25 protein-coding genes are annotated in these 23,822 nt (G+C 46.7%); 7 read left to right on the forward strand and 18 right to left on the reverse strand.

The genetic code is table 11. The annotated features are described in order from the left end of the window. Positions 1 to 20 precede the first annotated feature (20 nt). From ACLSU7_RS05685 to ACLSU7_RS05705, 5 genes are all read right to left on the reverse strand, one after another. On the reverse strand, positions 21 to 2,030 hold the full coding sequence (locus tag ACLSU7_RS05685; RefSeq protein ID WP_413294588.1) for an ATP-dependent helicase: 2,010 nt from the start codon (positions 2,028 to 2,030) through the stop codon (positions 21 to 23). 215 nt (positions 2,031 to 2,245) lie between these two features. Continuing rightward, the gene (locus ACLSU7_RS05690; RefSeq protein WP_142699656.1) at positions 2,246 to 2,683 is read right to left on the reverse strand and encodes a hypothetical protein; all 438 of its coding nucleotides are present in this window, start codon (positions 2,681 to 2,683) and stop codon (positions 2,246 to 2,248) included. A gap of 13 nt (positions 2,684 to 2,696) precedes the next feature. Next, complete coding sequence (locus ACLSU7_RS05695; RefSeq protein WP_413294589.1) at positions 2,697 to 3,632, reverse strand: hypothetical protein; 936 nt, start codon at positions 3,630 to 3,632, stop codon at positions 2,697 to 2,699. After that, positions 3,629 to 5,017 carry a class II fumarate hydratase gene (gene fumC, locus ACLSU7_RS05700; RefSeq protein WP_413294590.1) on the reverse strand — a complete coding sequence of 463 codons (1,389 nt, stop codon included), beginning with the start codon at positions 5,015 to 5,017 and terminating at the stop codon, positions 3,629 to 3,631. The genes ACLSU7_RS05695 and fumC overlap by 4 nt, the downstream gene beginning before the upstream one ends. Further along, the gene (locus ACLSU7_RS05705; RefSeq protein ID WP_413294591.1) at positions 5,018 to 5,779 is read right to left on the reverse strand and encodes an SDR family NAD(P)-dependent oxidoreductase; all 762 of its coding nucleotides are present in this window, start codon (positions 5,777 to 5,779) and stop codon (positions 5,018 to 5,020) included. 165 nt (positions 5,780 to 5,944) lie between these two features. Between ACLSU7_RS05705 and ACLSU7_RS05710 the strand changes: the two genes are divergently transcribed. From ACLSU7_RS05710 to ACLSU7_RS05725, 4 genes are all read left to right on the forward strand, one after another. Beyond that, positions 5,945 to 6,346, forward strand: coding sequence for a YchJ family protein (locus tag ACLSU7_RS05710; RefSeq protein WP_413294592.1), 402 nt, complete (start codon positions 5,945 to 5,947; stop codon positions 6,344 to 6,346). Continuing rightward, complete coding sequence (locus ACLSU7_RS05715) at positions 6,343 to 6,801, forward strand: EVE domain-containing protein (RefSeq protein ID WP_413294593.1); 459 nt, start codon at positions 6,343 to 6,345, stop codon at positions 6,799 to 6,801. Before ACLSU7_RS05710 ends, ACLSU7_RS05715 begins: the two co-directional genes overlap by 4 nt. A gap of 2 nt (positions 6,802 to 6,803) precedes the next feature. Continuing rightward, on the forward strand, positions 6,804 to 7,754 hold the full coding sequence (locus tag ACLSU7_RS05720; protein WP_413294594.1) for a tRNA dihydrouridine synthase: 951 nt from the start codon (positions 6,804 to 6,806) through the stop codon (positions 7,752 to 7,754). A 126-nt stretch (positions 7,755 to 7,880) separates the two neighbouring features. Beyond that, positions 7,881 to 8,180 carry a DUF1543 domain-containing protein gene (locus ACLSU7_RS05725; protein ID WP_413294595.1) on the forward strand — a complete coding sequence of 100 codons (300 nt, stop codon included), beginning with the start codon at positions 7,881 to 7,883 and terminating at the stop codon, positions 8,178 to 8,180. A 22-nt stretch (positions 8,181 to 8,202) separates the two neighbouring features. Here the strand turns inward: ACLSU7_RS05725 and ACLSU7_RS05730 are convergent, their stop codons facing one another. The 5 genes from ACLSU7_RS05730 to ACLSU7_RS05750 form a co-directional block, all read right to left on the reverse strand. Continuing rightward, complete coding sequence (locus ACLSU7_RS05730; RefSeq protein WP_413294596.1) at positions 8,203 to 8,472, reverse strand: helix-turn-helix domain-containing protein; 270 nt, start codon at positions 8,470 to 8,472, stop codon at positions 8,203 to 8,205. A gap of 188 nt (positions 8,473 to 8,660) precedes the next feature. Next, complete coding sequence (locus ACLSU7_RS05735; RefSeq protein WP_413294597.1) at positions 8,661 to 10,607, reverse strand: ABC transporter permease; 1,947 nt, start codon at positions 10,605 to 10,607, stop codon at positions 8,661 to 8,663. A 35-nt stretch (positions 10,608 to 10,642) separates the two neighbouring features. Further along, complete coding sequence (locus tag ACLSU7_RS05740; protein WP_413294598.1) at positions 10,643 to 11,650, reverse strand: efflux RND transporter periplasmic adaptor subunit; 1,008 nt, start codon at positions 11,648 to 11,650, stop codon at positions 10,643 to 10,645. Next, a complete protein-coding gene (locus tag ACLSU7_RS05745; RefSeq protein WP_413294599.1) occupies positions 11,647 to 12,924 on the reverse strand; it encodes a TolC family protein in 1,278 nt (425 codons plus the stop codon). The genes ACLSU7_RS05740 and ACLSU7_RS05745 overlap by 4 nt, the downstream gene beginning before the upstream one ends. Positions 12,925 to 13,035: 111 nt before the next feature. After that, the gene (locus tag ACLSU7_RS05750; protein ID WP_413294600.1) at positions 13,036 to 15,405 is read right to left on the reverse strand and encodes a hypothetical protein; all 2,370 of its coding nucleotides are present in this window, start codon (positions 15,403 to 15,405) and stop codon (positions 13,036 to 13,038) included. Positions 15,406 to 15,606: 201 nt separating this feature from the next. Between ACLSU7_RS05750 and ACLSU7_RS05755 the strand changes: the two genes are divergently transcribed. Further along, on the forward strand, positions 15,607 to 16,299 hold the full coding sequence (locus ACLSU7_RS05755) for a PAP/fibrillin family protein (protein WP_413294601.1): 693 nt from the start codon (positions 15,607 to 15,609) through the stop codon (positions 16,297 to 16,299). Between the two features lie 2 nt (positions 16,300 to 16,301). Here ACLSU7_RS05755 and ACLSU7_RS05760 read toward each other — a convergent pair whose 3' ends face one another. The 3 genes from ACLSU7_RS05760 to ACLSU7_RS05770 all read right to left on the reverse strand — a co-directional run bounded on the left by ACLSU7_RS05760 (position 16,302) and on the right by ACLSU7_RS05770 (position 17,816). Further along, entirely contained in the window at positions 16,302 to 16,676 is a 375-nt protein-coding gene (locus tag ACLSU7_RS05760) for a hypothetical protein (protein WP_413294602.1), read from the reverse strand. Next, positions 16,676 to 17,320 (reverse strand): 3D domain-containing protein, encoded by a 645-nt coding sequence (locus ACLSU7_RS05765; protein WP_413294603.1) that lies wholly within the window; start codon positions 17,318 to 17,320, stop codon positions 16,676 to 16,678. The genes ACLSU7_RS05760 and ACLSU7_RS05765 overlap by 1 nt, the downstream gene beginning before the upstream one ends. Before the next feature lie 241 nt (positions 17,321 to 17,561). Continuing rightward, positions 17,562 to 17,816 carry a glutaredoxin domain-containing protein gene (locus ACLSU7_RS05770; protein ID WP_413294604.1) on the reverse strand — a complete coding sequence of 85 codons (255 nt, stop codon included), beginning with the start codon at positions 17,814 to 17,816 and terminating at the stop codon, positions 17,562 to 17,564. 63 nt (positions 17,817 to 17,879) lie between these two features. Between ACLSU7_RS05770 and ACLSU7_RS05775 the strand changes: the two genes are divergently transcribed. Together ACLSU7_RS05775 and ACLSU7_RS05780 are read left to right on the forward strand one after the other, a co-directional pair. Next, positions 17,880 to 18,551 carry a class I SAM-dependent methyltransferase gene (locus tag ACLSU7_RS05775; protein ID WP_413294605.1) on the forward strand — a complete coding sequence of 224 codons (672 nt, stop codon included), beginning with the start codon at positions 17,880 to 17,882 and terminating at the stop codon, positions 18,549 to 18,551. A gap of 140 nt (positions 18,552 to 18,691) precedes the next feature. Further along, positions 18,692 to 19,231, forward strand: a complete 540-nt coding sequence (locus tag ACLSU7_RS05780) for a hypothetical protein (RefSeq protein WP_413294606.1) — start codon at positions 18,692 to 18,694, stop codon at positions 19,229 to 19,231. A gap of 10 nt (positions 19,232 to 19,241) precedes the next feature. Here ACLSU7_RS05780 and ACLSU7_RS05785 read toward each other — a convergent pair whose 3' ends face one another. The 5 genes from ACLSU7_RS05785 to ACLSU7_RS05805 form a co-directional block, all read right to left on the reverse strand. Continuing rightward, entirely contained in the window at positions 19,242 to 20,309 is a 1,068-nt protein-coding gene (locus ACLSU7_RS05785) for a tRNA-dihydrouridine synthase family protein (protein ID WP_413294607.1), read from the reverse strand. A gap of 98 nt (positions 20,310 to 20,407) precedes the next feature. After that, positions 20,408 to 20,926, reverse strand: coding sequence for a DUF6580 family putative transport protein (locus ACLSU7_RS05790; RefSeq protein WP_413294608.1), 519 nt, complete (start codon positions 20,924 to 20,926; stop codon positions 20,408 to 20,410). Positions 20,927 to 20,939: 13 nt separating this feature from the next. After that, positions 20,940 to 22,874, reverse strand: coding sequence for an acetate--CoA ligase (gene acs / locus ACLSU7_RS05795; protein ID WP_413294609.1), 1,935 nt, complete (start codon positions 22,872 to 22,874; stop codon positions 20,940 to 20,942). A gap of 69 nt (positions 22,875 to 22,943) precedes the next feature. Continuing rightward, the gene (locus ACLSU7_RS05800) at positions 22,944 to 23,393 is read right to left on the reverse strand and encodes a DUF6691 family protein (RefSeq protein ID WP_413294610.1); all 450 of its coding nucleotides are present in this window, start codon (positions 23,391 to 23,393) and stop codon (positions 22,944 to 22,946) included. After that, positions 23,394 to 23,816 (reverse strand): YeeE/YedE family protein, encoded by a 423-nt coding sequence (locus ACLSU7_RS05805; RefSeq protein WP_413294611.1) that lies wholly within the window; start codon positions 23,814 to 23,816, stop codon positions 23,394 to 23,396. It lies immediately after the preceding gene. Positions 23,817 to 23,822 lie beyond the last annotated feature (6 nt).

A 23,822-nucleotide genomic window follows, 5' to 3' on the forward strand; every position in this document is an offset into this window, starting at 1 on the left:
AGGACCTGGCACCTAAAAAACTATTTGCCGATTTTGCTGTCTAACTTTGAGAGGAAGCTTGCGACCAGGTCGTCGCGGGCTTGGCCACTGACCGGGCGTGCGCCTAATGGGTATTCTTTGTAGAGCTCGGTCGGGATTTCCAACAGAAAGCGTGAAGGAACTGAGGGACGGACTACGCCGTTCTTTTTGCGTTGTTGGCAACGAGACATGACGAGGCGGTTTTTTGCACGTGTCACACCGACATAGAACAAACGACGTTCTTCGTCGATATCAGAGCCGAGGTTTTTGTGTGGCAGGAGATCTTCCTCGATCCCCGCCAAAATAACGACGGGGAATTCCAAACCTTTTGAGGCGTGCAATGTCATCAGCTGAACTTTGTTTTGATCTTCTTCTTCGTTGTGATCTTCACGAAGCATCATCGAATCCACGAAGGATTTGATGTATTCGACTTCATGGGCACGACGGCCTAAATACGCATCCAGGATTCGCCCCAGGATTTCAACGACGATCCACTTTTTCTCAGCCGATGCAGGATCGGCAGCGGTGTTCATGACGTATTCTTTGTATCCCAGTTGATCAAACAACTCGACAAGCTTACCGCCGGGCGATGAGCCGACACTAAAATCTAAGATATGCGTTGGCAGATACTCGATGAAGCCCAATAGGTCTTCGATCGCTTCTCCCGTTTTCTCTGGGATTTCGGCGTCTTTCCACAAACGACACGCATCCAGGAAACTGACTCTGCGTTTTTGTGAAAACTCAGTCAGCTTTTCAATTGTCGTATCCCCCACCCCACGGTTGGGCACGTTGATAATACGACGAAGAGAAACCTCATTGGGAGAGAACGACTGTTTTAAGTAAGCCATGATGTCTTTGATCTCTTTACGATCAAAGATCGAAGTGCCACCCGAAATATTATAAGAAATATTCGCGCGACGTAGGGACGCTTCGATCAAGCCACCTTGCGTGTTTGATCGATACAGGACCGCAAAGTCCTTCAGTCTATAACCTTCTTTTAGAAAGTGCTGAATTTCCTGAACGACGAATTCACATTCGTCTTCCTCGCGCTCAAGGATAAAGACTTCAGGTAAAACACCTGTGTCTTTAGCGGCTTCAGCGCGCAGAACTTTACCGTGACGATTTTTATTTTTAGAGATCGCCGCATTGGCCACCGCCAGGATTTCTCCTGACGAACGGTAATTACGCTCTAGCATAATCACTTCACATTTTTTGTGTTCATGCGGGAAGTTCAAAATGTTTTTGATCTCAGCTCCACGCCAACCATAAATCGATTGGTCATCGTCACCCACCACCGTGATATTGCTGTGAGGTTTAACGATTTGCTGGATTAAATCCATTTGCATGCGATTCGTATCTTGAAACTCATCGACCATGACTTGAGAGAACTGACTTTGAACTTTTTCTAAGATTTCTGGGTGCTGCTTAAAAAGTTGTAAAGGCTTGATCAACAAACCCTCAAAATCCACCACACCCAAATGCTCCAGGCGTTTTTCAAATTTTGGTGCCAGCATTTCCACCATCTCGTGGTATTCGTCGAAACCTTCGTGGGTGTGGGCCACTCCCGTACGACGATCATTAATCATCGATAAAATTTTATCGATATCGAATTTGTCTTTGCCGGAGTTCGCGATGTTTTTGATGAGTTCCTTAAGAACCGCATTACAGTCGGTTTGGTCGACAATACCAAAATGTGGAGAAAGGCCCGCGTGCTTGTGAAAGCGACGAAGGATCTGCAAACCAAAGGAGTGGAAAGTGCCCGCCCACAGGCCGTCACCCGCTCCCCCCAGCTTTTGCTTTACGCGATGTTTTAACTCGCGAGCGGCTTTATTGGTGAAGGTCAAAACGCAGATCTCCGATGATTGCGCCACACGTTCAGAAATCATTCGTCCTGTACGCGAAACCAACACCGTCGTTTTGCCGGAACCCGCCCCTGCCAGAATCAGCAAGGGACCGAAGTTATGTTTAACAGCTTTTTGCTGTTCAGGGTTCAACCCCTTCAACCAATCCATGAAATCCAGTCTATCTTAAAAAACAAAAACGTCGTACTTCCGTACGACGCATCAGAAAAATAAAAAATTGGATCGATCTTGTCAATGAGGCTTCGCCAAAAGGTTCAGCCGCAAGACGGAGGTTCTAGCCCGCAGCGCAGGCGTGCCCCAGGCACGTCGGAGCGAGGACTAGAGCCGACAACGCAGTCGGATGGGCCTTTTCGCGAGGCCGACGACTACACTCTATTGTGAATTAGAGTTCTAACTTCGTCTTCGAAAACAACTTCGATTTTGTCAGAAGCTGCATCTTTGATGAAACCCAAACCGAACTTAGGATGTTGCAACTTCGTGTTTTTTTCGAATTTGCCCTTCATGTTGTAAGTCGCAGTGGAACCACCGTTTGCCATCAACATTTCGTATTCGTTTTTGTGGGAAGATTTGCGCGAGTTCAAAGTTTGTTCGCGTTTTTTAGCTGCAGCACCTGTCAATGGTTTGCCAGTTTTAGTCTGAGCTTTAGGAAGGGAATAAGTTTTTTGAGAACCGCAAATCTCACATTTGATTTTTGCAGAAGTTGCCGACGTGTGCGCCAAAACTACATGGTATCTATCAGCATCACATTTTTTACAGAATGCAAAAAAGGATTTCGCTACTGGCGGCAGAGTATTCATCGTCATTTCTATTCCTATCCTAGTATTGTTGTTTCAATTGATAAATCATTAGCTTGTCCTCTAATTTCTTTTGCGCGATTTCTCCCGCACTTAAAAAGAAAGGACCCTCTTCGCGTTCGATACGTTGTTGGAAGTCCAACATGCTGGTCTCATCTTTGGGATCAATGAACGTCCCTGTCGGTCCGTAGTGTTCCAAAAACGCCAAGTCTTCCTCTTTATTGAAAAACTTCTCCCAACAATGAGTATTGACTCGAACACGGTAAGTTATAGTTTTAGCATGAGAATGCACCGGAGCGTAAGCCCCAATCACCTCTAAATGTCCATAATGCGAATGTAGCTTCAATGCTGGGCTGCCCCATTGAGTCATCCCCGAACATTGCTCGACATTGGCATACCACAAACCGAAAGCCTTCGAGAGGAAACCCAACCCGTAAAACTGCTCTTCTTTCGGTAATAACGAATTAACCGAGCATAGGTTATGAGCCACCCACTCCCCTTTGTGCATAGTGGGGATAATAATGAACAGAGAAAGTGGGACCCAATCCATCTCGTCGAGGGATTCGATCTCCTTTAAAACTTTGGAAGCTTTGATCGGGCTTAGTGACGCAGGGTATTTTTTTGGATCCAAAACCTCGCGAACCAGCTTGGAAAGCACCTTTGGACGAGCTGCAAAACCCGCAACAAACCCCGGCATCACCGCGCAGTCATAGAAAACCCAACGAGGCATCGCCATATTGGAAGGACCAAATGCGCGCTCCTCGATGGATAAAATACGATCGGCAAAAGCGATCTCAGTGATGTCGAGTGGATCCTTAAAGATCGGGCTTTGTTTGAACCAATCGAGTTTATGAAAAGAGCCAGGTTGAGCAATTTCATTTTCTTCACGCACGAACACGTAAGGACGGATGTCCTCATTGCTCAACCAACTTGCTTTCTTCAGTAACTCATTAATCAACTACGTACTCCGGTCATTGTTTCAGGTCTAACTAGTTTATCAAATTCTTCGCCGCTGAGGAGTCCAAGATTGATGGCTTCTTCGCGCAGCGTAGTGCCATTTTTGTGGGCAGTTTTGGCGATTTTCGCCGAGTTGTCGTACCCAATCTTAGGATTCAGCGCCGTTACCAGCATCAGCGAGTTATCAAGGTGCTTTTTAATTTGCTTCTGATTCGCTTCAATTCCCGACACGCAGTGATCCACAAAAGAATCACAAGCGTCTGAGATCAAACGTATTGAGTTTAATACGTTAAACACGATCACAGGCTTAAACACGTTCAATTCAAAGTGCCCCGTTGCACCACCAATCGTCACAGCGACGTGGTTACCCATCACCTGCGCACAGACCATAGTCATGGCCTCGCATTGAGTGGGATTCACTTTGCCCGGCATGATCGAACTGCCCGGCTCGTTTTCTGGTAAATGCAACTCTCCAATACCACAACGGGGTCCAGAACCCAACAAGCGAATGTCATTCGCGATTTTCATCAAAGAAACGGCAACCGTGTTTAAAGCACCACTGACTTCAACCAAGGCATCATGACTGGCCAGGGCTTCAAATTTATTTTCGGCAGAGACAAAGGGGATTTTCGTTTCACGCGCAATCTCCGCTGCGGCTTCGACTGCGAATTTGGGATGAGTGTTTAACCCCGTCCCCACAGCCGTTCCGCCCAAAGCCAATTCATGCAGATGTGGCAGAGTGTTTTTGATTCGGTGAACACCATGTTTTACCTGAGTTGCGTAACCGGAAAACTCCTGCCCCAGGGTTAAGGGAGTCGCGTCCATCAAGTGCGTGCGACCAATCTTTACGATATCCGCGAACTCTTTTTGTTTTTCGGAAAGAGCCAAATAGAGTTTTTCCATCATCGGAATCAGACGGTGCTGAATCTGCTCTCCCACTGCAATGTGCATCGCGGTTGGAAAGGTGTCGTTCGAGGATTGACCTTTATTGACGTCATCATTTGGATGAATTTCTTTAGAGGGAAGTTTTACTCCCATCATGTCCATCGCACGATTGGCGATCACTTCATTGGCATTCATATTCGTTTGAGTGCCGGAACCTGTTTGCCACACTACCAACGGAAAATGCGCATCAAGTTTTCCAGAGATCACTTCGTCAGCAGCCTTTACGATCACATCAGCTTTTTTTGCATCCAGGATGCCGAGCTTTTTATTTGTAAGGGCCGCGCTTTTTTTAAGAATGCCCAAGGCGCGAATCATCTCGCGTGGGAATTTATCTCCACCGATTTTGAAATTTTCAGTCGAGCGTTGGGTTTGCGCTCCCCAAAATTTATCGGCGGGAACTTGCACATCCCCCATCGTGTCTTTCTCTGTACGGAAACTCATTTACGACCTCCTGTTGACCATTCCAACATGCGCCTGGTCCGTTGGGTAAATCACAAGTACTTGTATGTTCACATGTGCCGGACGAGCCACGCACCAAGCAATAGTTTCTGCCACGTCCTTGGGTTCAAGGGGGATCATACCTTCGTAAACTTTGTCTGCCTTCTTTTGATCATCAAATCGTACAAATGAAAACTCACTGTGAACCATGCCGGGTTCGATATTGGTCACGCGTACTTTTGTGCCAAGCAAATCCATACGCAAGCCTTCTGAAAGAGCACGCACGGCAAACTTCGTAGCGCAGTAAACTCCGCCGCCTGGATAGGTCCATCGACCCGCGACGGATCCCAGATTTACGATGTGGCCTGAATTTTTTTTGACCATGTGCTCGACCACGCCGCGAGTGATGAAAAGCAAACCTTTGATATTAGTGTCGATCATCGTCTCCCAATCATCCAGGGAGCCGTCTTGCATTTTGTCGGTGCCTTTCGCAAGGCCCGCGTTATTCACCAGCACTTCCACGTTTTGCAAGTCCGCCTGATGCGCTTTCATAAATTCACTCACTTCAAAACGATCCGAAACGTCGAAACTTGCTTTGATAACTTTGATCTGAGGGAATTTTTTATGGAGAGTGGCTTCCAATTCATCCAGGCGGTCCAACCGGCGACCCGTGATAATCAATGAAAAATGTTGAGCCGCCAACGCCTCCGCTGTCGCCCAACCAATACCCGCCGTTGCCCCCGTAATCAGAGCCCATCTTTGCATACGCACCTCACAATGAAATTATTGTAGGGCCTGCCCTCTTAAAAAGGTACGCCGTACCTTATGGAGATGCAGCGCGTTTTGCGCGAGCCCGAGGGTCACCAAAGACACGTAAACTTAGCTTTTGCAGGTGCTTTTTAGGCGCGCGCTGTGTTAGGTTGCCTCTCTATGAAATGCCCATGCGGATCCGACAAAAACTATAGTGAATGCTGTGGTATCTACCACTCTGGAAAAAAGACAGCTCCAACGGCGGAAGCCTTGATGCGTTCTCGTTACGCTGCCTTTGCAAAAAATCAAATGCAGTACTTACGCGATACAACTGACCCTCAATCTTTGGGCGACATCGATGATGAAGCAAACCAAGAGTGGGCCGAGCGCGCGAAATTTTTAAAATTAGAAATTATCAAAGCAGAAGAAAAAGCCAATAAAGGAACTGTCGAGTTCAAAGCTTTCTATTCTGTTGATGACGAAGAATACGTTCATCACGAAGTTTCCACCTTCCGCCGTCAAGAAGGCCAATGGTTCTTTAAATCCGGCAAAGTAAAGGAAACCAAAGAGGCGCAATCATGAAATATTGGTTGATGAAATCAGAGCCTGACGTTTACTCTATTGATCAGTTGAAAAAAGATTCAACGACTTGGTGGGAAGGTGTGCGCAACTACCAAGCTCGCAACTTTATGCAAAAAGATATGCAAGTCGGCGATATGGTTTTGTTCTATCATTCCAACGCCGAACCACCTGGTGTGGCGGGTCTTGCACGTATTTCTCACCTGGCAGAGCCGGACAAAGCCCAGTTTGATAAAAAATCTGAATACTTTGATGCCAAAGCGACCAAAGAAAAACCGATCTGGTATTGCACGCAAGTAGAATATATTCAGAAGTTTTCTGAAATCGTATCTTTGCAAGAGCTTCGCGACAACGCGAAGTTGTCTGACATGTTGGTTCTGGCAAAAGGTTCCCGCTTGTCTGTTCAGCCTGTAGATAAAAAGCATTTTGATATCGTGAAAAAGATGGGCGGACTCTAGTCATGAAGCTTTTCTTGGCTCCGATGGAAGGTGTTGTCGACTGGGTGATGAGAGATACTCTCACGCAGATCGGCGGCGTTGATCAGTGCGTGACAGAATTTCTGCGCGTAACGGATCGCTTACATCCCGAGAGCGTCTTTCTGAAAAACTGTCCTGAACTTCGCACGGGCTCCCGCACTCGCTGGGGCACGCCGGTGTTCGTTCAACTTTTAGGAGGCCAAGCTGAGCCTTTAGCTTTGAATGCTGAGCGCGCTGTTAAATTAGGGGCATTGGGTATTGATTTGAATTTCGGTTGCCCCGCTAAAACCGTGAACCGTCACGATGGCGGTGCCTCGTTGTTAAAATCCTGTGACCGCGTTCACACGATCGTTGATACCGTTCGTAGAGCTGTTCCTGCCCACGTGCCGGTGACGGCGAAAATCCGTTTGGGTTTTGACGATCCCACGAAATGCATCGATATCGCCCAAGCTGTTGAAGCCGCAAATGCTTCTTGGCTGACAATCCACTGCCGCACAAAAACAGATGGCTACAAACCACCTGCTTACTGGGAGTGGATCCCGCGTATTAAAGAAAAGACCAAAATCAAAATCATCGCGAACGGTGAAATCTGGAATGTTCATGATTTCCACCGCTGCGTGGAAGTCACAGGCTGCGACGATTACATGATCGGCCGCGGAGTGATGAGCAATCCGTTTATTTTTAAACAGATCAAACAAAGTTTAAAACAAGAGACTGTCGAAGAAATGAACTGGCAACGTGCAAAGCCTTTGCTCCCGCAGTTCTTTGCTGCCAGCACCGAATACATCAACGACTACTTCGCCGTATCCCGCACCAAGCAATGGTTAAAGGCTTTGTCGTTGAAAAACACCGAGGCCAAAGAAGTCTTCGACCAGATCAAGATCCTGAAAAAGCCGCAGGAATTCCACTCCCAGCTTTTAAAAGTAACCGAATAAAAAGGTGCCAGGTCCTATTTCTTGTCGCGATCTGGCAATGACGAAACTGTCTTCACACATTTTCTTCTTCACTTGATTGATACCTCCCGCGGATCATTTGAATATGGTTTTTTGGAGGCAGCTGTAATGCCAAAACTCTATAACGTTCACTGCGGATTTTACGATACGACTGTGAATGCAGGTCTCTTTGAAGGACATACAAATTTTCTTGTGGTAGCCGATTCCTTTGCGGAGGCCAAGGCACAGGCAAAAAGTAAATCAGAATTTAAAAAACTGAAAATGCATGTGGATGGGATTCAGGAAATCGATACGGTCGACGGATACACGGTTGACTTAAAATCGAACCCAAAACTCCCCGGCACCACAATTATAAAACGCCAAAAATATGGCAGCTCGAAATCGGAAACTCTGACATTCAAAAATTAGGGCCCAGCACGGGACGGGCCACCTATTTTTGATCCCCGGCTTTGTCCCAGATTTTTATGGCACTCAGAGTAGCCCTTCTTTTTCGAGTCTCAATATATTGTTCAAGCATTTCATTTTCATCGACATGATACAGACTGCACATGCGTTTAAGTAAATCGCAGGGAGGTGTTCTTTTTCCTCGCTCAATATTCGATAAGAATTGAGGCTTATCATATCCTAAAAGTTCAGCGGCTTCCTGTTGTGTTAGATGTGCGTTCTGGCGTTTGCTTTTCAAAAATGTTCCGATAGGCATATCACTCTCGCTTACTTAGGGGACCTGATTTACCCTCTCTGTGCCCATTTTTCTAATTACTTATAAATCATGGCGCCGTCTTCATGCTTATAAACAAACTCTGGTTGCAAAGATGCCGGGTCATTGTAAAAAGGTGCCAGGTCCTATTTCTTGTTGGACTGCGACAAGAAATAGGACCTGGCACCTTTTTATTCGTAGCGAAGGGCATCGATGGGATGCAGTTCTGAGGCTTTCTTTGCGGGGTAAAGTCCGAAGACGATACCGATGAAGGCTGAGAAAAAGAACGACAAACCTACCGCATTTACAGAGATGGACATAGGCCAGCCCATCGCGGCCGAGAGCGCTGCGGTCACTCCCCAGGCAAGGGCGATACCTAATAGGCCGCCGATCACGGAGACGACCACAGATTCAGCGAGGAATTGCATCAGGATATCGATTTTGCGGCCACCGATGGCTTTGCGCAAACCGATTTCGCGGGTTCTTTCTGTGACCGATACCAACATAATGTTCATGATACCGATACCACCCACCAACAGCGAGATCGCGGCGATGGAGCTTAATAGCATCGACATGGTCTTACTGCTGCTTTCGATGGCCTGTTGAAGATCGGCCATGTTGAAAATTTGGAACGCATCATCTTGAGCTGAGATCGGGACGCGATGACGCTTGTTTAAAACTTCTTTCAATGAATCTTGCGTTTCATCGATCAATTCTTTTTGCGCGACTTCCACGTCGACAGAATCCACATAGTTTTTGCCGAACATGCGATACATCGCCGTCTGCACTGGGATCACGATGCGATCGTCCTGGTCATTGGGACCTTGGGCGCCTTTTTCAGGGAGCATCCCGATCACGGTGAAATTGATTTTGTTTATTTTAATCATCTCTCCGATGGGGGATTTATCACCAAAGAGCTCACGCGCCACCGTTCGACCAATGACGGCTACGAGGGCTCGACGTTGATTTTCGTCATCAGAGAAAAAGCGGCCCAGTATGGGTTCAGAGTTTCTGACTTCCACGAAGGCTGTCGATACACCCGCAACCGAAGTGTTCCAGTTTTTATTCAAGTACGTGACCTGACCCCGGCCATTTACGTTGGAAACAATATTTTTAATCGATGGAATCTGCGCTTTTAAAGCCGCGACATCGTCTGTGGTAATACGAATTCTGACACCTGATTCCTGGGCGACACCAGCCACGCGAACATTCCCCGCGCGCAAGATTAAAAGATTGGAGCCCATGGATGCCAACTGCTTTTCGATAGACTGCTGGGCACCCGCTCCCAAGGCAAGCATCGTCACGACGGCCGCCACACCTATTAGAATACCCAGCATCGAAAGTCCTGAACGGACTTTATTTGCAGCCAGGGTTTTCCAACCCTGATGGAAATGTTCGATCATTTCGCCAAAATGAAAAGCGGAATCCAAAGTCTGCTCTGAAACATGGGCATGATTTTTCGCTAACGGAACTTTGCGCTCGTCACTTTGCACGACACCGTCACGCATACGGATCAAGCGGTTGGCTTGTTCTCCGATTTCTTCTTCGTGGGTGACGATGACAACGGTGATGCCTTGAGCATTCAGGGATTTTAAGATATCCATGATCTCTTTTTCGCTTTTCGAATCCAGATTTCCCGTGGGCTCATCGGCGAAAATAATCTTTGGATTATTAATCAGAGAGCGGGCGATCGCGACACGTTGCTGCTGACCACCCGACAATTCGTTGGGTTTATGATCACCGCGAGTGCCGAGACCTACTTTTCCCAAAAGCACTTCCGCTTTCGAAAAATCAAATTTCTTTTCAGAGTACAAAAGAGGCAAAGACACGTTTTGCCATGCGGGCATTCTTGGCAGCAGATTGAACTGCTGAAAGATAAAACCAATTTCATCGCGACGTAAAATCGCAAGCTCATCTTCAGAAAGTTTTGAAACTTCACGACCGTGAAGTTTATAGGAACCTGCCGTCGGTACGTCCAATAATCCCAGAATATGCATCAACGTCGACTTACCAGAGCCCGAAGGCCCCATGATCGCCACAAAGTCGCCATCTTCAATGGTTAAGGTCACATCGCGAAGGGCATCAACGATGTTGTCTCCCATTTTGTATGATTTTTTTATGCCGCTGATTTCAATCATATTATGCTCACAATCAAACGATTAAAAATTCAAAACTATCTTGGTGGTGGCCCGCCGGCACCACCGCCGGATTTACGACTGCTGCCACCTTTGCTGCCGAATGGTGAAAAAGGATTCGATCCTTGCTTACCACCGGAAGACAATTTCACTTCCTGAACCATGGCAATCTCGCCCTCTTCAGCACCCTCTAAGATCTCGGTCAGTTTTCCGTCGGTGATACCGACTTTAACTTCGCGGTTCTGAGGCTTACCGTCAGCTCCTTGGATCATCAAGTAAGTAGCACCGTTTTGCACACGCAGGGCCTCACTTGCCACCACCAGAATGTCTTTTTTATTTTTCACATAAAAAGTCACGTTTGCAGTCATACCTGAACGCATGAACTCGGGAGTTTTACCTTCCGGCAAGGCATCGACGATATAGGTCGTCACACTGTTAACGGTTTTTGAGTCAAAGGCGATCTGGTCCGCCGTTGCCTTAATTTTCTCTCCAGGGTAAGCATCAAGTACAATCTCGGCCTGTTCTTTCAATTTAATTTGCGAGATATCAGTTTCATCCACCTGCGCTTTGACGGTTAAGCGATCTGACATCGTCAAAATAGCGTCAGTCGTGGTGAAAGTTTGACCGGGTTCAACACTTCTTAAAATGATTGTTCCCGAAATCGGCGCCATTATCGGCGTGGCCAGATACAGATCCGCCCAACGTTTATACTCGTCAGCACCTTTTGCGCGGGCGGCATCCAGCATCGCCGCTCGTTCAGTCGAACTCATAATGGCAATGACTTGCCCCTTATATACTTTCTGACCTTCACGAACCAAGACCTGTTCCATTCGTCCCGCCACCGGAGCTTTGATCTCCAGACGGTTTTCAGGTTGCACCGTGCCCGTCGCCAAAATCGTGACTTCGATGTTGTCCTTTTTCAAAGGCAAGCGTTTATAAGTCACTTGATTCTGCTTACTTTGATTCCAGTAGTAGTACCCGCCGCCACCCAGAACTAACACTGCAACAACAGCCCAGGTGATTTTGTTTTTAAATAAATTCTTCATAGCAACGCTCCCACACCTTGAGCTCTTTCCCACGCGGCTTCTGCAACAATGCGATCCCGCTTGGAAGTCAGATACAGTTTGGTTTTATTGATCAAATCGTTTTCGATATTGTCCCAGTCTTCAAAAGACATCAGACCGTTATTATACTTTGCGCGCGCAATATCAGCGCGAGTGCGAGCGGCCTGCACAAAGGCTTCATAGACCGCCAATTGTTCGACGGCTTCGACGTAATCCTTATAAGATTTCTTCAATGTCGATAACAGCGTGCGGTCAATGCCCGCAAGATTGCTTTTTGCGGCATACAACGATGAGGTCTGACTTTTCGTCGCGTAGTAATCGCGCCCCCCGTTAAACAGTGGCAAAGTCAAAGTCGCCCCCAAAGTCCAACGATCCTGGTTGTTCGGATAAAAATTATTCCCGTAATCACCCATGGTTGCAGAAAGATCCAGACTTGGGAAAAATCCTGAACGAGCACTTTTAAGAGCCGCTTCAGAAACTTCAACCTGAGCCTGATACGTTTGGCGATCTGGAGTCAAGGATGCGATGGATTTAAAATCAGGCTCTTTGGATGGAGGAGCCATTAAAGGAATCTCTTCCTTGATATTCAGTGGTTCATCACTATCAACACCAATCACTTTTTTTAAGTCCGCCTGACTTGTTTCCTGATCATGTTTAGCTTTTAGATTATCCAGTTGCGCTTGCTTGTAATTGGCTTGAGATAAAAGCAACGAGCCTTTGTTTTCCCGGCCACTTTCATAGCGCAATTGGACGATACGTAAATTGTCGTTTCGACGTTTCACGATATCTTCAGAAATTTTAATCGAATCCGTCGCAAAGATCGCTGATGCAAAAGCTGATTTCAAATCATAGCTCACTTGCGAACGAGTCGTACGCAAAGCCGCATCGGATACCTTCATCTGCCCACGTGCCTGGTCAATTTTAGAGGAGTCCGCAAAGCCCTTAAACACATTTTGCGAAGCACTTAAATACGCAGAATAAGCTCCCCCAGAGGAGGAATCCGTTCCAGTCGTATTATCAGTTGTACCCGTTTGCGCATAACCCAAGTTTGCTGAAAGCTGTGGGAAATAACCGCTTTTATTACTTTCAACCGTGAATTTGCTGGCTTCTAAAGATCGTTCTGAAAACTGCAAATCAGCATTGTTTTTCTTAACCATGCTAATAGCATCTTGAAACGTCAAAGGCTGCTGCGCCCACACCAGTGACGAGCACACCGTCATCGAAATCGTGATTAAAAATACTCTGCAAGAACGCATGGCAGATCCTCTTTCTTACACTTACCATTAGCTCTGGAATACGAGGGGAAGTCAAACTTCCGGCGGGCATTCCGCAGCTCGTAATTAGAGTATAAAACAATTGTGTAAAGATTAAGGAGACGCCTCGTATCGAGCAGCAGGTCCATTTTTAGCTGCCGCCTTATTGAACTCAGCGACGGATTGTTTGAATGCTTCTTTGATTCGCTTTTGTTCAAGCTTGGTCAGATAAAGGTCAGGGCTTTGCCCCATTAATAGTTTTACGGAGCCCTGATTAAGTGTATCCGTGCGCATGTCTATACCGAACGTAACACCTTCAAGCTTATTGGGATCCATAACAGAGCCCAAGTTTTTACGCAGAAGTTTTTCGATCGACTCCCCATGCGTGCTGAGTGAATTTCTGGTTTCGGCTGACTTAACCCCGTCGTTAACAAAAGCAAAGCGCATTTTTGAAGCATACTTGCTATCAGCCACCCGACTTAGGACTTTTACTTTTTCTTGCTCATTAAGGGGCTTGGTTGCGATGGCAACACAGTCATCTCCGGAGCAGACGGATTTAATTTTCCCAGGCTCAACAGATTCTGTGACCACTTTAGTAAAAAACTGTTTTTGCGTGTTCACGTCGTTGGTCACTGCTTTTTCAGCTTTGCGGGCTTCATTTAAAGCTGTATCCAGATCTTTGGATTTAGCCAATGCATCTGCTGTGCCTTTCATATTGCTTGCACCCAGTCCCACAAAGTCCATGGTGAAGCCACCTTGAGCCGCATCATTCAAATTGGCACTTTCACGTTTAGCGATCATAAGACCCGGTGAAAACTCATCACTGGTTTTTACATAGCGCTGCAGGTCTTCCACGGATTTATCTGAAAGAGTCGAAAGCTTATAGCGATTCGACAAAGCGGATTTAATCGCGGCAGAGTCACCCATATTCTTACGAACGATATCGAAAACTTCAGGCTTAAAGGTATCGCCATCGACCATTTTTGTTTGTCCCAATTGCTGTTGCAAAGAAACGCGATCTTGCTCGACGGATTGGACTTTGGCATTTAAATCAGATTTCAATCTTGAATCTTTATAGGAGACCAGTTCACCCGGTTCCGTTTTTCTGGCATAGCGAGCGGCTATACCGGCTTCATCAGCAGTTCTCCCGTACCCCGCCTTGAAATAATCTTGGGGAGTATCCGAGGTACGCAGAAGACCATTGTCTTTCATGTATTTTGCAAACTCGTCATTAGATTCTTTGAAAACAGCCGCTAAACGTTTTTCCAGATCCTTTGGAACTTGACCCTCAAAGGCAAAGCGTAATGATTTGAAATCAGAATACTCAGAAATTTTTAGTTCCGGGAATTCCTTTTGCAGTTCTTCCATGCGCTTTAAAACAAGGTCTTTGTGAAAGTTTGTAAGACTGGTCACAAGATTCTTGTCTTTCAAACTGTCATTTAAAAACTTCATCTGGCTGTTTTCGATATTCACGAAATACGCATTGGCGTCCTTGCCTTTTTCAGCCAACGCGATGAATTTTTCATTTTGGGCAACGGTCGTTGGATTATACTCTACGTATTTTTTAATAAAATCTGCGCGGCCCGTAAAGTGTCGGGACGCGACGACTTTTTCTGCGGCGGCGACTCTCGCGGATTCCGCATCAAGGACTTCCACTTTACTTAAAGCTTTAATTGCGCGAGCCCCCTTGAACGCGGCACCCGCTAGCAACGTGGGATCAATCACCTGCCCCACGGCATAACAAGCCATTTCGGCCTGAGCGTTAGGAGTATAGCAATTGAATTTCTGATATTCTTTTTTAAGTTTCGCTTTGATGATTGCAGACAAATCCGCAAGCTTGGCCTTTTGGGATTCTGTCAGCTCATTGTCCTTAGGATGCATTTCTGGTGGCTTGGTATTCGGGACACTTCGATGCATAGATTGCATATAGGCTTTACGATCCTGAACTTGAACGAACAGGGCCGTCGCAGAAATTTTTCCCAACTCCTGATCAGACATCGAGGCATAGCGCGGATCATCTTTCACCAGATCCTTTTTGCACGCCAAAGACTGATTACACTGTGAGATAAATTCTGAGCGGAGTTTTTCGCTGGCTTTTATATTCTCCCAAGTCGCATCAATTTGATTACCAAATCCGACGACCATGTCCTTTAAAGCAACGCCCGTGTCGATGAGGGAGTTTGTATAGCCGCGAACACAGGACTTCATTTCTTCTGTCGCTGTGCTTTCCTCTGCTTGTGAACACAGTTGGGACACATCACATTTACGGATCAACCCGGCCTGCGCAGAGTTTTCCGATGCGAGCTCATCACATTTCAATGCTTTACTTTCAATCGCACATTGGTTCGCAAACTGCGCAAGAACACTGGACGATGAGGAAGGAGAACACTTCTCTTGCGTGCACGCAGCCAGTACACCCACAGTGGAAACAGCCCACGAATGTGTGACGAACAGGAGTATGGAAATGATGATGAAAACGCGCACTTGCAATCAACTTCCTTGAACACTTTTTGATTACAAACTAATCGGCAATTTGCGAGTTGAAATATAGCGATTCTCAGAGGGAAGATGTCAAAATTCCTTCATGTGACTCCAAACATCTGTTCAGACTGCCAGAAAACACCTCAACTTCACTATTCATGCTGAAATGAAACACTCATACTCAGGATTTCAAGGAGGTCCTGTATGAAAATGAGACGTTTATTTGCAATGATGGTGATGGCACTGACTTTGGGGATTACCTCCCAGGCCTTCGCTGGAGGCAGCCGTGATCGCGTAGCAGAACTTAAACAACAGATCTTGGAAATCTCTCACGCTGCTCAAGGAGAGTATGACGGTGACGACAACAGTGCCGATGTGCGAGCGCAGTTAGATCCTCTGGTCGCAGAACTCGTAAGCCTCGTCCCCGCTCGCACCGAAACAGAAAAACTTCCCCAGGTCGTGGGATCGTGGCAGCAAGTATGGGCTGACGGACCCGGTGGTGGCATTCCAGGCGCAGGCGCTTTAGCCAACGCTGTTTTTCAAGTCGTCTTTCCTGATGGCTATTATTGGAATGTGGCTAAAAATAAAATAGCGGGTGTTGAAGCCATGGGATTTTTGCGCGGAAAATTTGCGATTGATACGGATAAGCTAAATATCGAATTCACAAAATCGGTGGGTTCACCAAACTGGGTGGCTGCAGGAAGAGAATCCTATCTGCTGGCAATGCGTGCGGAGGTTGGATCTTACGATAAGATCCCCACACCCGGCCCGATTGGTAAAAAAGGATTTTTAGCGAACACCTATGTCGATGAAGACATTCGCATCTGTACCGGGGGCGGCGCAGATTTCGGAACTGGAACTTATTTGTACGTTTTGGAGAGAAAGTCGCAGTTTTAGAACTAGCGCTTTTCTCCCTGATGGAAGGCATCATTACGTGCCTTCCTGAGGCCTTGGCAGGAAGCTGGTGCCGATTTGCTGTAGCATACCTTGCCGATTTTTTGGGACATGTCACTCCACTTCTGCAGGCTTTTACCCGCAGCGAGAATATCATCTTTGGAAATATCTTTTAACTCAGAGACTTTTGGAATCTCCACAATCAATTTTCCCAAGTAATAAGCCTTTTGCTCTTTGGTGATATTTTTAAATTCATCATAGTCCATTACATAAAAAGGACCATCTTCCGTTTCAGCGACTTCTTCCTTGGCGATTTGAGAATTTGCTTGGGCAAACACACTCAAATTCAAGATCATCATAAGGCAAATAAACTTTTTCATTATTGCACCCCTGATCCAGAACGAGTTGAAGATGGGGCCGCTTCCGGACCTGCACTTTGAATGACTTCCTCCAGATCCGGGCGTTTCAATTTGGCGGCTTTCCAGAAAACCTCCATTTTGCGCACGGCTCTTTTATATTCTGGATTGATCATACGGTCTTCTTCTCTCTTTTTCATTTCAGAAGGTTTGTACTTGGGAATTTTCACAAACTTTTTAGCATCAATACAAACAGTTTTGTCTACCAGTGGAACATCTTGATTTTCCACGTTACCAAAGGACGTGGCATTCACAGGAGGATTTCCCACGAAGAAATCAAATTTATTGCGGCCTTGGACAGCGCCACCCGTATCTTCAATTAAAAAATATCCTGGATGCGAGACTATTTTCCCATTAGGCAGCTTTACCTTTTTGCCATGCATTCCAGGCATGGAAATGATAGTGCCCATACGGTTATGATCCTCATCGGCAGCGATGGAAATAAAAGGAATGATACAAGTCCCGGCTTTGCCTCTGCCGGTTTTGCAACCTTGGCGCGAAAGCCCATCCATATTGTACAGAGTTGTGGTTGCAATATTACCCGGGCAAAGTGCAAAAGCAGACTCGCCCGCAAGAATAGCAACTAAAATCGTTAGAATGGACTTCATAAGAAATCTTCCCTTTAGCATTCTGAAAAGTACTGCAAGTTAGGGACCCGTCCTACCTGCTTTAGATTGGACTCAGCTGCGAAGAAACTTTGCAACTGCTGTAAAATCTAGACACTTTTATAGTTTAGCTTGGGTGTATCAGATGGAGAAAACCTAACTGAGAGGAAGAATGGAACTGGACTTGTTTCACAGGGGAATCGTAAGGACGCCCGAGTGAAACCCAGTCTTAAGTAGGATGAAATCAGTCTTTTAACATTTCATCAAGTTTGCCCTCTTCATCGAGAGCTTTCAAATCTGTGTAACCACCGACGAGTTTGCCGTTGATCAGAATGATGGGAACCGTTCTCCATCCCGTTTCGTTTTTGATGCGATCAATTTCTTCAGGTTTGTCAGTGAGGTCGATCACTTCAAAATCGATACCTTTATTCTGCATAAAGGTCGTTGCGCGATCACAGTAAGGGCATGGATTCTTTTTATACATAAGCACTTTAGCCATGTGACACCTCTTTCCAGTTTCTTTTTGACATAATTTGCATAAAAGGACAAGGTCTTGAACAGTATGAAGTGTCTACTCTGCGAAAACCCAGATTCAGCCCGTTTCAAGGTCACAAAAAAACCTGAGCGCAGTTATTTTCACTGCGATCATTGTGATTTGATATTTATGGCTCCTGAGGAACGCATGACCGCTGTCGAGGAAAAAGCTCGCTATGATTTTCACCAAAATGAGGATCAAGCAGGTTACCGCGCATTTCTTTCGCCGTTGATGAAAGATGTTGAAGAGTACGCCGCAAAGTCTGGAAAAGCTCCGAGTGAACTTCAGCTTTTGGATTACGGCTGTGGTCCCACGGCATTTTTGGGTGCTTGCTTTGTGGCGAAGGACTATCAAGTCACAAACTATGATTTGTACTATCAGCCGGATCAGGATGCTTTAAAGAAAACTTATAACATCGTGACATCCACCGAAGTTTGGGAGCATTTGCAAAATCCGAAGATCGATATCGAACAACAACTGCGTATGCTAAAAAATGGTGGCATTCTTGCCGTGATGACTTCCGCTCACAAGGGCGAGGCGCACTTTCATGACTGGCATTATCGCCGCGATCTGACTCACGTGTCGTTCTTTTCTGAAAAGACGATGCAGTGGTTTGCTCAGAAGTATAACTTGAAAACGGTGAAGGCGAAGAGCCCTTACTGGGTTTTCAAAAAAGTAGCCCCTACTCCACCAGTATAGATTTAATAATTGAAGTCAGAGACGATTTTAGGCTCCTGTCACTTCCGTGGACAATTGCGAAGTGCTCCCCGGCGGTTCAGACCGTAATCAATTTGGCCTCTTGATTGCTCTATCAGTCATCAATCAACAACGAGGCCTTTGTGTCGATTCCTACTGCTAAAGTTAAATTTCTCGCATTTCCTATGATGATTTTGATTTTCTCTTCGAGCGCTTTTGCTGGCTTTGGGGCTCCCTTAGACAGAATTGATTGCCATGCTGTCAGAGCCAAAGATTTACTGCCAGGAGGACAAACCTACTCTGTCGCTATTGAAGCTACGAAGGATATAAATTACGTAAGCTATGCCAAGGACTATATTTGCGGAGAAGGTCGCTTTCTTTCGATGATGAATGAAGAAAACAAGGCGATGGCTTTGATGATGAAGGCCACTTCTAGTGACAACGAGATTATTCAAAAAATTGGTAAAGCTTTCTCGGAGTTCCGCCCTGATCAATCCCTAGCTCCGTGGAATGAATACTGCGCAGGCAAGCTAACTTTAGCGGCAGCCCTCAATCAAGTGAATCAAGCAGCACCGCATGAACTGGAGTTTGGTAGAAAATTGGATCAAATTCTTGGGAGTGATAGCTCCCAAGCGCACGGCTGTGAGAACTCGAAGGCTTCCGTAAAGTACGGTGAACAATAATATATAAAACTTATTGCCGAAGTTCAGTACGCAAGCACATCTCGTGCGGAACTGCGAAGAACTTTGCGACACCTTCGAGCATTTCGTCAACGTTACGGGCTTTGGCGCAGACACCCGTCAGGGCATTGCCGAAGGCCAACCACACGCTGGTTGTGCGCACATAGAAGCGCACTTTTCTCATCGCGCGCTCTTCGCCAAAATAATGGCGACTGCGTTCGATAAGTTTCACTAGCACGCGACCGTATTCAGCACCTTCTTCTTCAGCGGTGCGCGGAGCTCTCAGGCCCTCTTTGCCAGCTGGAGCGGCAAAGCCTAACTCCTCACCCAATTGCCACAGCATCCAGGGACGAGCGGCCAAGGCACGGCCTGACATCGCCATGTCACAGCCCGTTTCAGTTAACATCAAAACAGCGTCTTCAACGGTTTGTACGTCTCCGTTCCCGATAACTGGGAAATCCACCGCCGCATGCAAAAGTTTGATTTGCTCCCAGTCTGCCCAGCCACGACGCTTTTGCGCGGCTGTGCGTGGATGCAAACACACCCACGAAGCACCTGAATTTCTTAAGCCCGCAACGAACGTTAGCAACTCGTCCAACTCTTTTGTCGAACCCACTGCACGCAATTTAACACTGACAGGAACCGTCGAATTTTTGACGGTCATGCGCACAACTTCCGCTGCGTAATTCGGGTCACCCATCAGGGCCACACCGTAGTTATGCTTTAAAGCTTTTTGCACGGGACAACCCATGTTGATGTCGATGGCTTCCGCGCCCCACTCGATCAGACGTTTTACGCTGTCGGCGATGGCTTGCTCTTCGTTACCAAGAATTTGTGGAACCAGGCCGGGCTCGTGCGCTGCGCGCATTGTTTCGGGAGTCGTTTCAAGATTTTCATCAGGGATACGGCGAGAATTTAACATCTCTGTCGGCCAGATCGTATAAGCGCCCTCCGGCAAATACTCACGCATCACTTCACGCAAAGCCACGTGGGTCAGCCCCACCATCGGCGCCAAGCACAGAGGGAAATTAACTTTGCCATTTAGGATGGGTCTATGCAGACCTAATTTTACCGAACTCATATCACCACAAACAAAAAGACTCCCAAACGGGAGTCTTTGACTTGCATACCCTCCGACTCCGTCGGAGTTGCTCACTTCAATTAAAAATTTCGAAAGGACTACGCTAATTTACCAGCTGGAGAGAAAGCGTACTTTTTCACCAACTCATAACCACCGAACATCACTGCAGAGAAGAACAAGTCCCCTGCCACTTGATAACCAAAGAATGGGATCGCAGCGACGTAGCACTGAACCAAACCTTGGAAAGTCGGAGCATACATACCATCCATGATCCAAACACCGAAGTTTGAAATTAGGAAAAATACCGAACTTGCAACCAACGCTAAACCACCGATGCGAGGCACTGATTTTTTCTCAGTCAAATACCAACCCATCATCACGATCAACGCGAAAGCGGCATAGACAAAGAATGTTGTGGAGTGAAAACCACCCAAGAACAGATCACTCAACATCAAAGCTGCCAAGGGAAGTGCCATCGACAATCTTTTGTCAGAGAAATAAGCGCCACCGAACAAAGCCATGGCACCAACAGCCGTGAAATTCCAAGGATGCGGGATCATACGAGAAAATGCCGCAGCCAAAACCATTACGATAAGAGTGATCATGCGTGTAGTCATGCCCAGGAACCTATCACTTGTTCATTCGGTTGTCTACTAGCTCCTGAACCACTCCCGGCTCAGAAAGTGTCGTAATGTCACCTAGCTGATCTGGTTGATTTTCCGCGATTTTTCGCAAAATTCGACGCATGATTTTGCCCGACCGGGTCTTTGGCAAACGCGGCGCCCACTGGATCAAATCAGGAGTCGCGATCGGCCCAATCTCTTTACGAACCGTCTGAATCAGCTCTTTACGCAGGTCTTCTGACGGTGTGATGCCCGTTTTCAGCGTCACGAATGCGTAAATCCCCTGGCCCTTGATATCGTGAGGATAGCCCACAACTGCCGCCTCTGCGACGTTATGGTTTGAAACCAAAGCAGACTCCACTTCAGCTGTTCCCATGCGATGACCGGAGACATTGATCACATCATCCACACGGCCCGTGATCCAGTAATAACCATCTTGATCACGGCGACAGCCGTCTCCCGTGAAATAATATCCTGGGTACGCCGAGAAATAAGTTTCTTCGAATCGTTTGTGATCGCCATAAACTGTGCGCATTTGGCCCGGCCACGAATCAGCAATCGCCAAAACTCCTTCACCAGCACCGTCAATTTTCTTACCTTCCGGTGTTAGCAAATGAGGTTGCACACCAAAGAAAGGCAAAGTTGCAGAACCAGGTTTTAGTGGAGTCGCACCCGGCATCGGCGTGATCATAAAACCACCCGTTTCCGTTTGCCACCAGGTATCCATGATCGGACAACGGCTATCACCGACAACTTCGTAATACCATACCCACGCTTCGGGATTGATTGGCTCGCCCACTGTTCCAAGAATTCTTAAGGAGGAGCGATCACAGTCCTTCACCCATTTTTCCCCTTCACGCATCAGCGAGCGCAATGCCGTGGGAGAAGTATAAAACAAATTCACTTTGTGTTTTTCGATGATCTGCCAAAAACGTGACGGTGTCGGATAGTTTGGAACACCTTCAAAGAAAAGTGTCGTCGCCGCATTTGCGAGAGGACCATACACGATGTAGCTATGACCAGTGACCCAACCCACGTCGGCCGAGCACCAGTAAATATCTTTGTCATGATAATCGAATACGTATTGGTGAGTAACACTTGCCCACAGTAAGTATCCGCCCGTTGTATGCAAGACACCTTTGGGTTTTCCTGTAGAGCCGGACGTATAAAGAATGAAGAGAGGATCTTCAGCATCCATTTGTTCGACTTCGCACTGATCGCTCACACCTTGAACCATATCGTGATACCAAACATCGACCGCATTCATTTGCACGGGAGAGTTTGAGTATTTCACGACCAAAACTTTTTCAACGATGCCAGCTTTCGCAACGGCCTTATCGACATTGTCTTTGAGTGGAACGGATTTACCTCCACGGAATCCTGAATCTGCGGTGATGATGAATTTGGATTTACCATCAAGCAAGCGATCGCTGATCGAATCTGGCGCGAAACCACCAAAGACCACCGAGTGAACCGCACCGATACGCGCACAAGCCAGCATCGCGTAAACTGCTTCCAAAATCATTGGCATGTAGATCGTTACCACATCGCCTTTTTTTACGCCCATCTTTTTTAGAACATTGGAAAAGCGGCAGACTTCCTGGTGGAGTTGCTTGTAGGTGATTTTTTTGGCTGTGGTGTTAATGTCATCCGCTTCCCAGATCAAAGCGGTTTTATCTGCTTTGGTTGCCAAGTGACGATCGATGCAGTTATAGGCAACGTTCAGTTTTCCACCTTCAAACCATTTAATGTTCACCGGTTTTTTGAACGAAGTATTTTTAACTTTGTCCCATTTTTTAAACCAATGCAGGCGTTCGGCTTGTTCTGCCCAAAAGCCTTCAGGATCTTGCACGGATTTCTGATACATGCTTTTGTATTTTTCAGGAGTGATAATGGCGTTTTTTTCGAGGGAAGGATTGATAGGATAAACTTCTTTGTGCATAGGCTGCTCCTTCGTGTCAGTCCTCAGAGGACGGATCGAGCTTTTATCCTATTCTCATTTGATTATCGGTCAACGCTTTTTGCGGACCTCTTCCCATCTTTCCGCGATTCGAAAAATCAACATTCCAGAGAGCATACTGAACGTAAAAATAGCTGCGGACACAGAACCTGCTCCGACCGAGGTCACTGCGGGGCCCGGGCAATAACCTGCAAGTCCCCAACCTAATCCAAAAATCATACTGCCTATGATGAGGGGCTTAGTAATTTCTGTTTTGGTTGGTATATGAAATTTCGAATCAAAGAGCGGTGATTTTTTATGACGAAGCAAGTAATACGCGAATGCATGGACTGGAATCGCACCCACCATTACGAACAAGAGACTTGGATCCCAATTGGAATCGAACGTCAAAAATGCAATGACCTTTTTGGGTTGAGTCATGCCTGAAATTCCCAAACCGATCGCGAAAATAAATCCCACGAAAAGCGCTGACAGATTGCGGAGGTTTTTAAACTTTTCCATCTATAACCCCACTACCCAGCGAATGAAATTTGCCATCAGCATTCCTACGACCATGAAAGAAACCGTCGCTAAGATGGAACGAGTGGAAAGCCTGGCGACACCGCAGATCCCGTGCCCACTGGTGCAGCCACTCCCCAGGACTGTTCCGAATCCCACCAGAACGCCTGCGATCATAATCAAAACAGAATTTCTGTTAGGCATGGATTCAAACAATTCAGGATGAAAGATCGTCAAAGTCGTGCCACCGATGACAAGACCTGCAACAAAAAACAGACGCCACCAATAGTCGCTGGCATCATAGGTAAAAAGTCCATTTAAAATACTGCTGATGCCAGTGACTCGGCCATTCAGGATTAAAAACAGCGCGGTGGAGAGTCCGATGATGGCTCCCCCTGCGAGCGCCATGAAGATACTTTCTTGCACTGCAAT

The sequence above is a fragment of the Bdellovibrio sp. HCB185ZH genome (genome assembly GCF_047302455.1).
Lineage (GTDB): Bacteria > Bdellovibrionota > Bdellovibrionia > Bdellovibrionales > Bdellovibrionaceae > Bdellovibrio.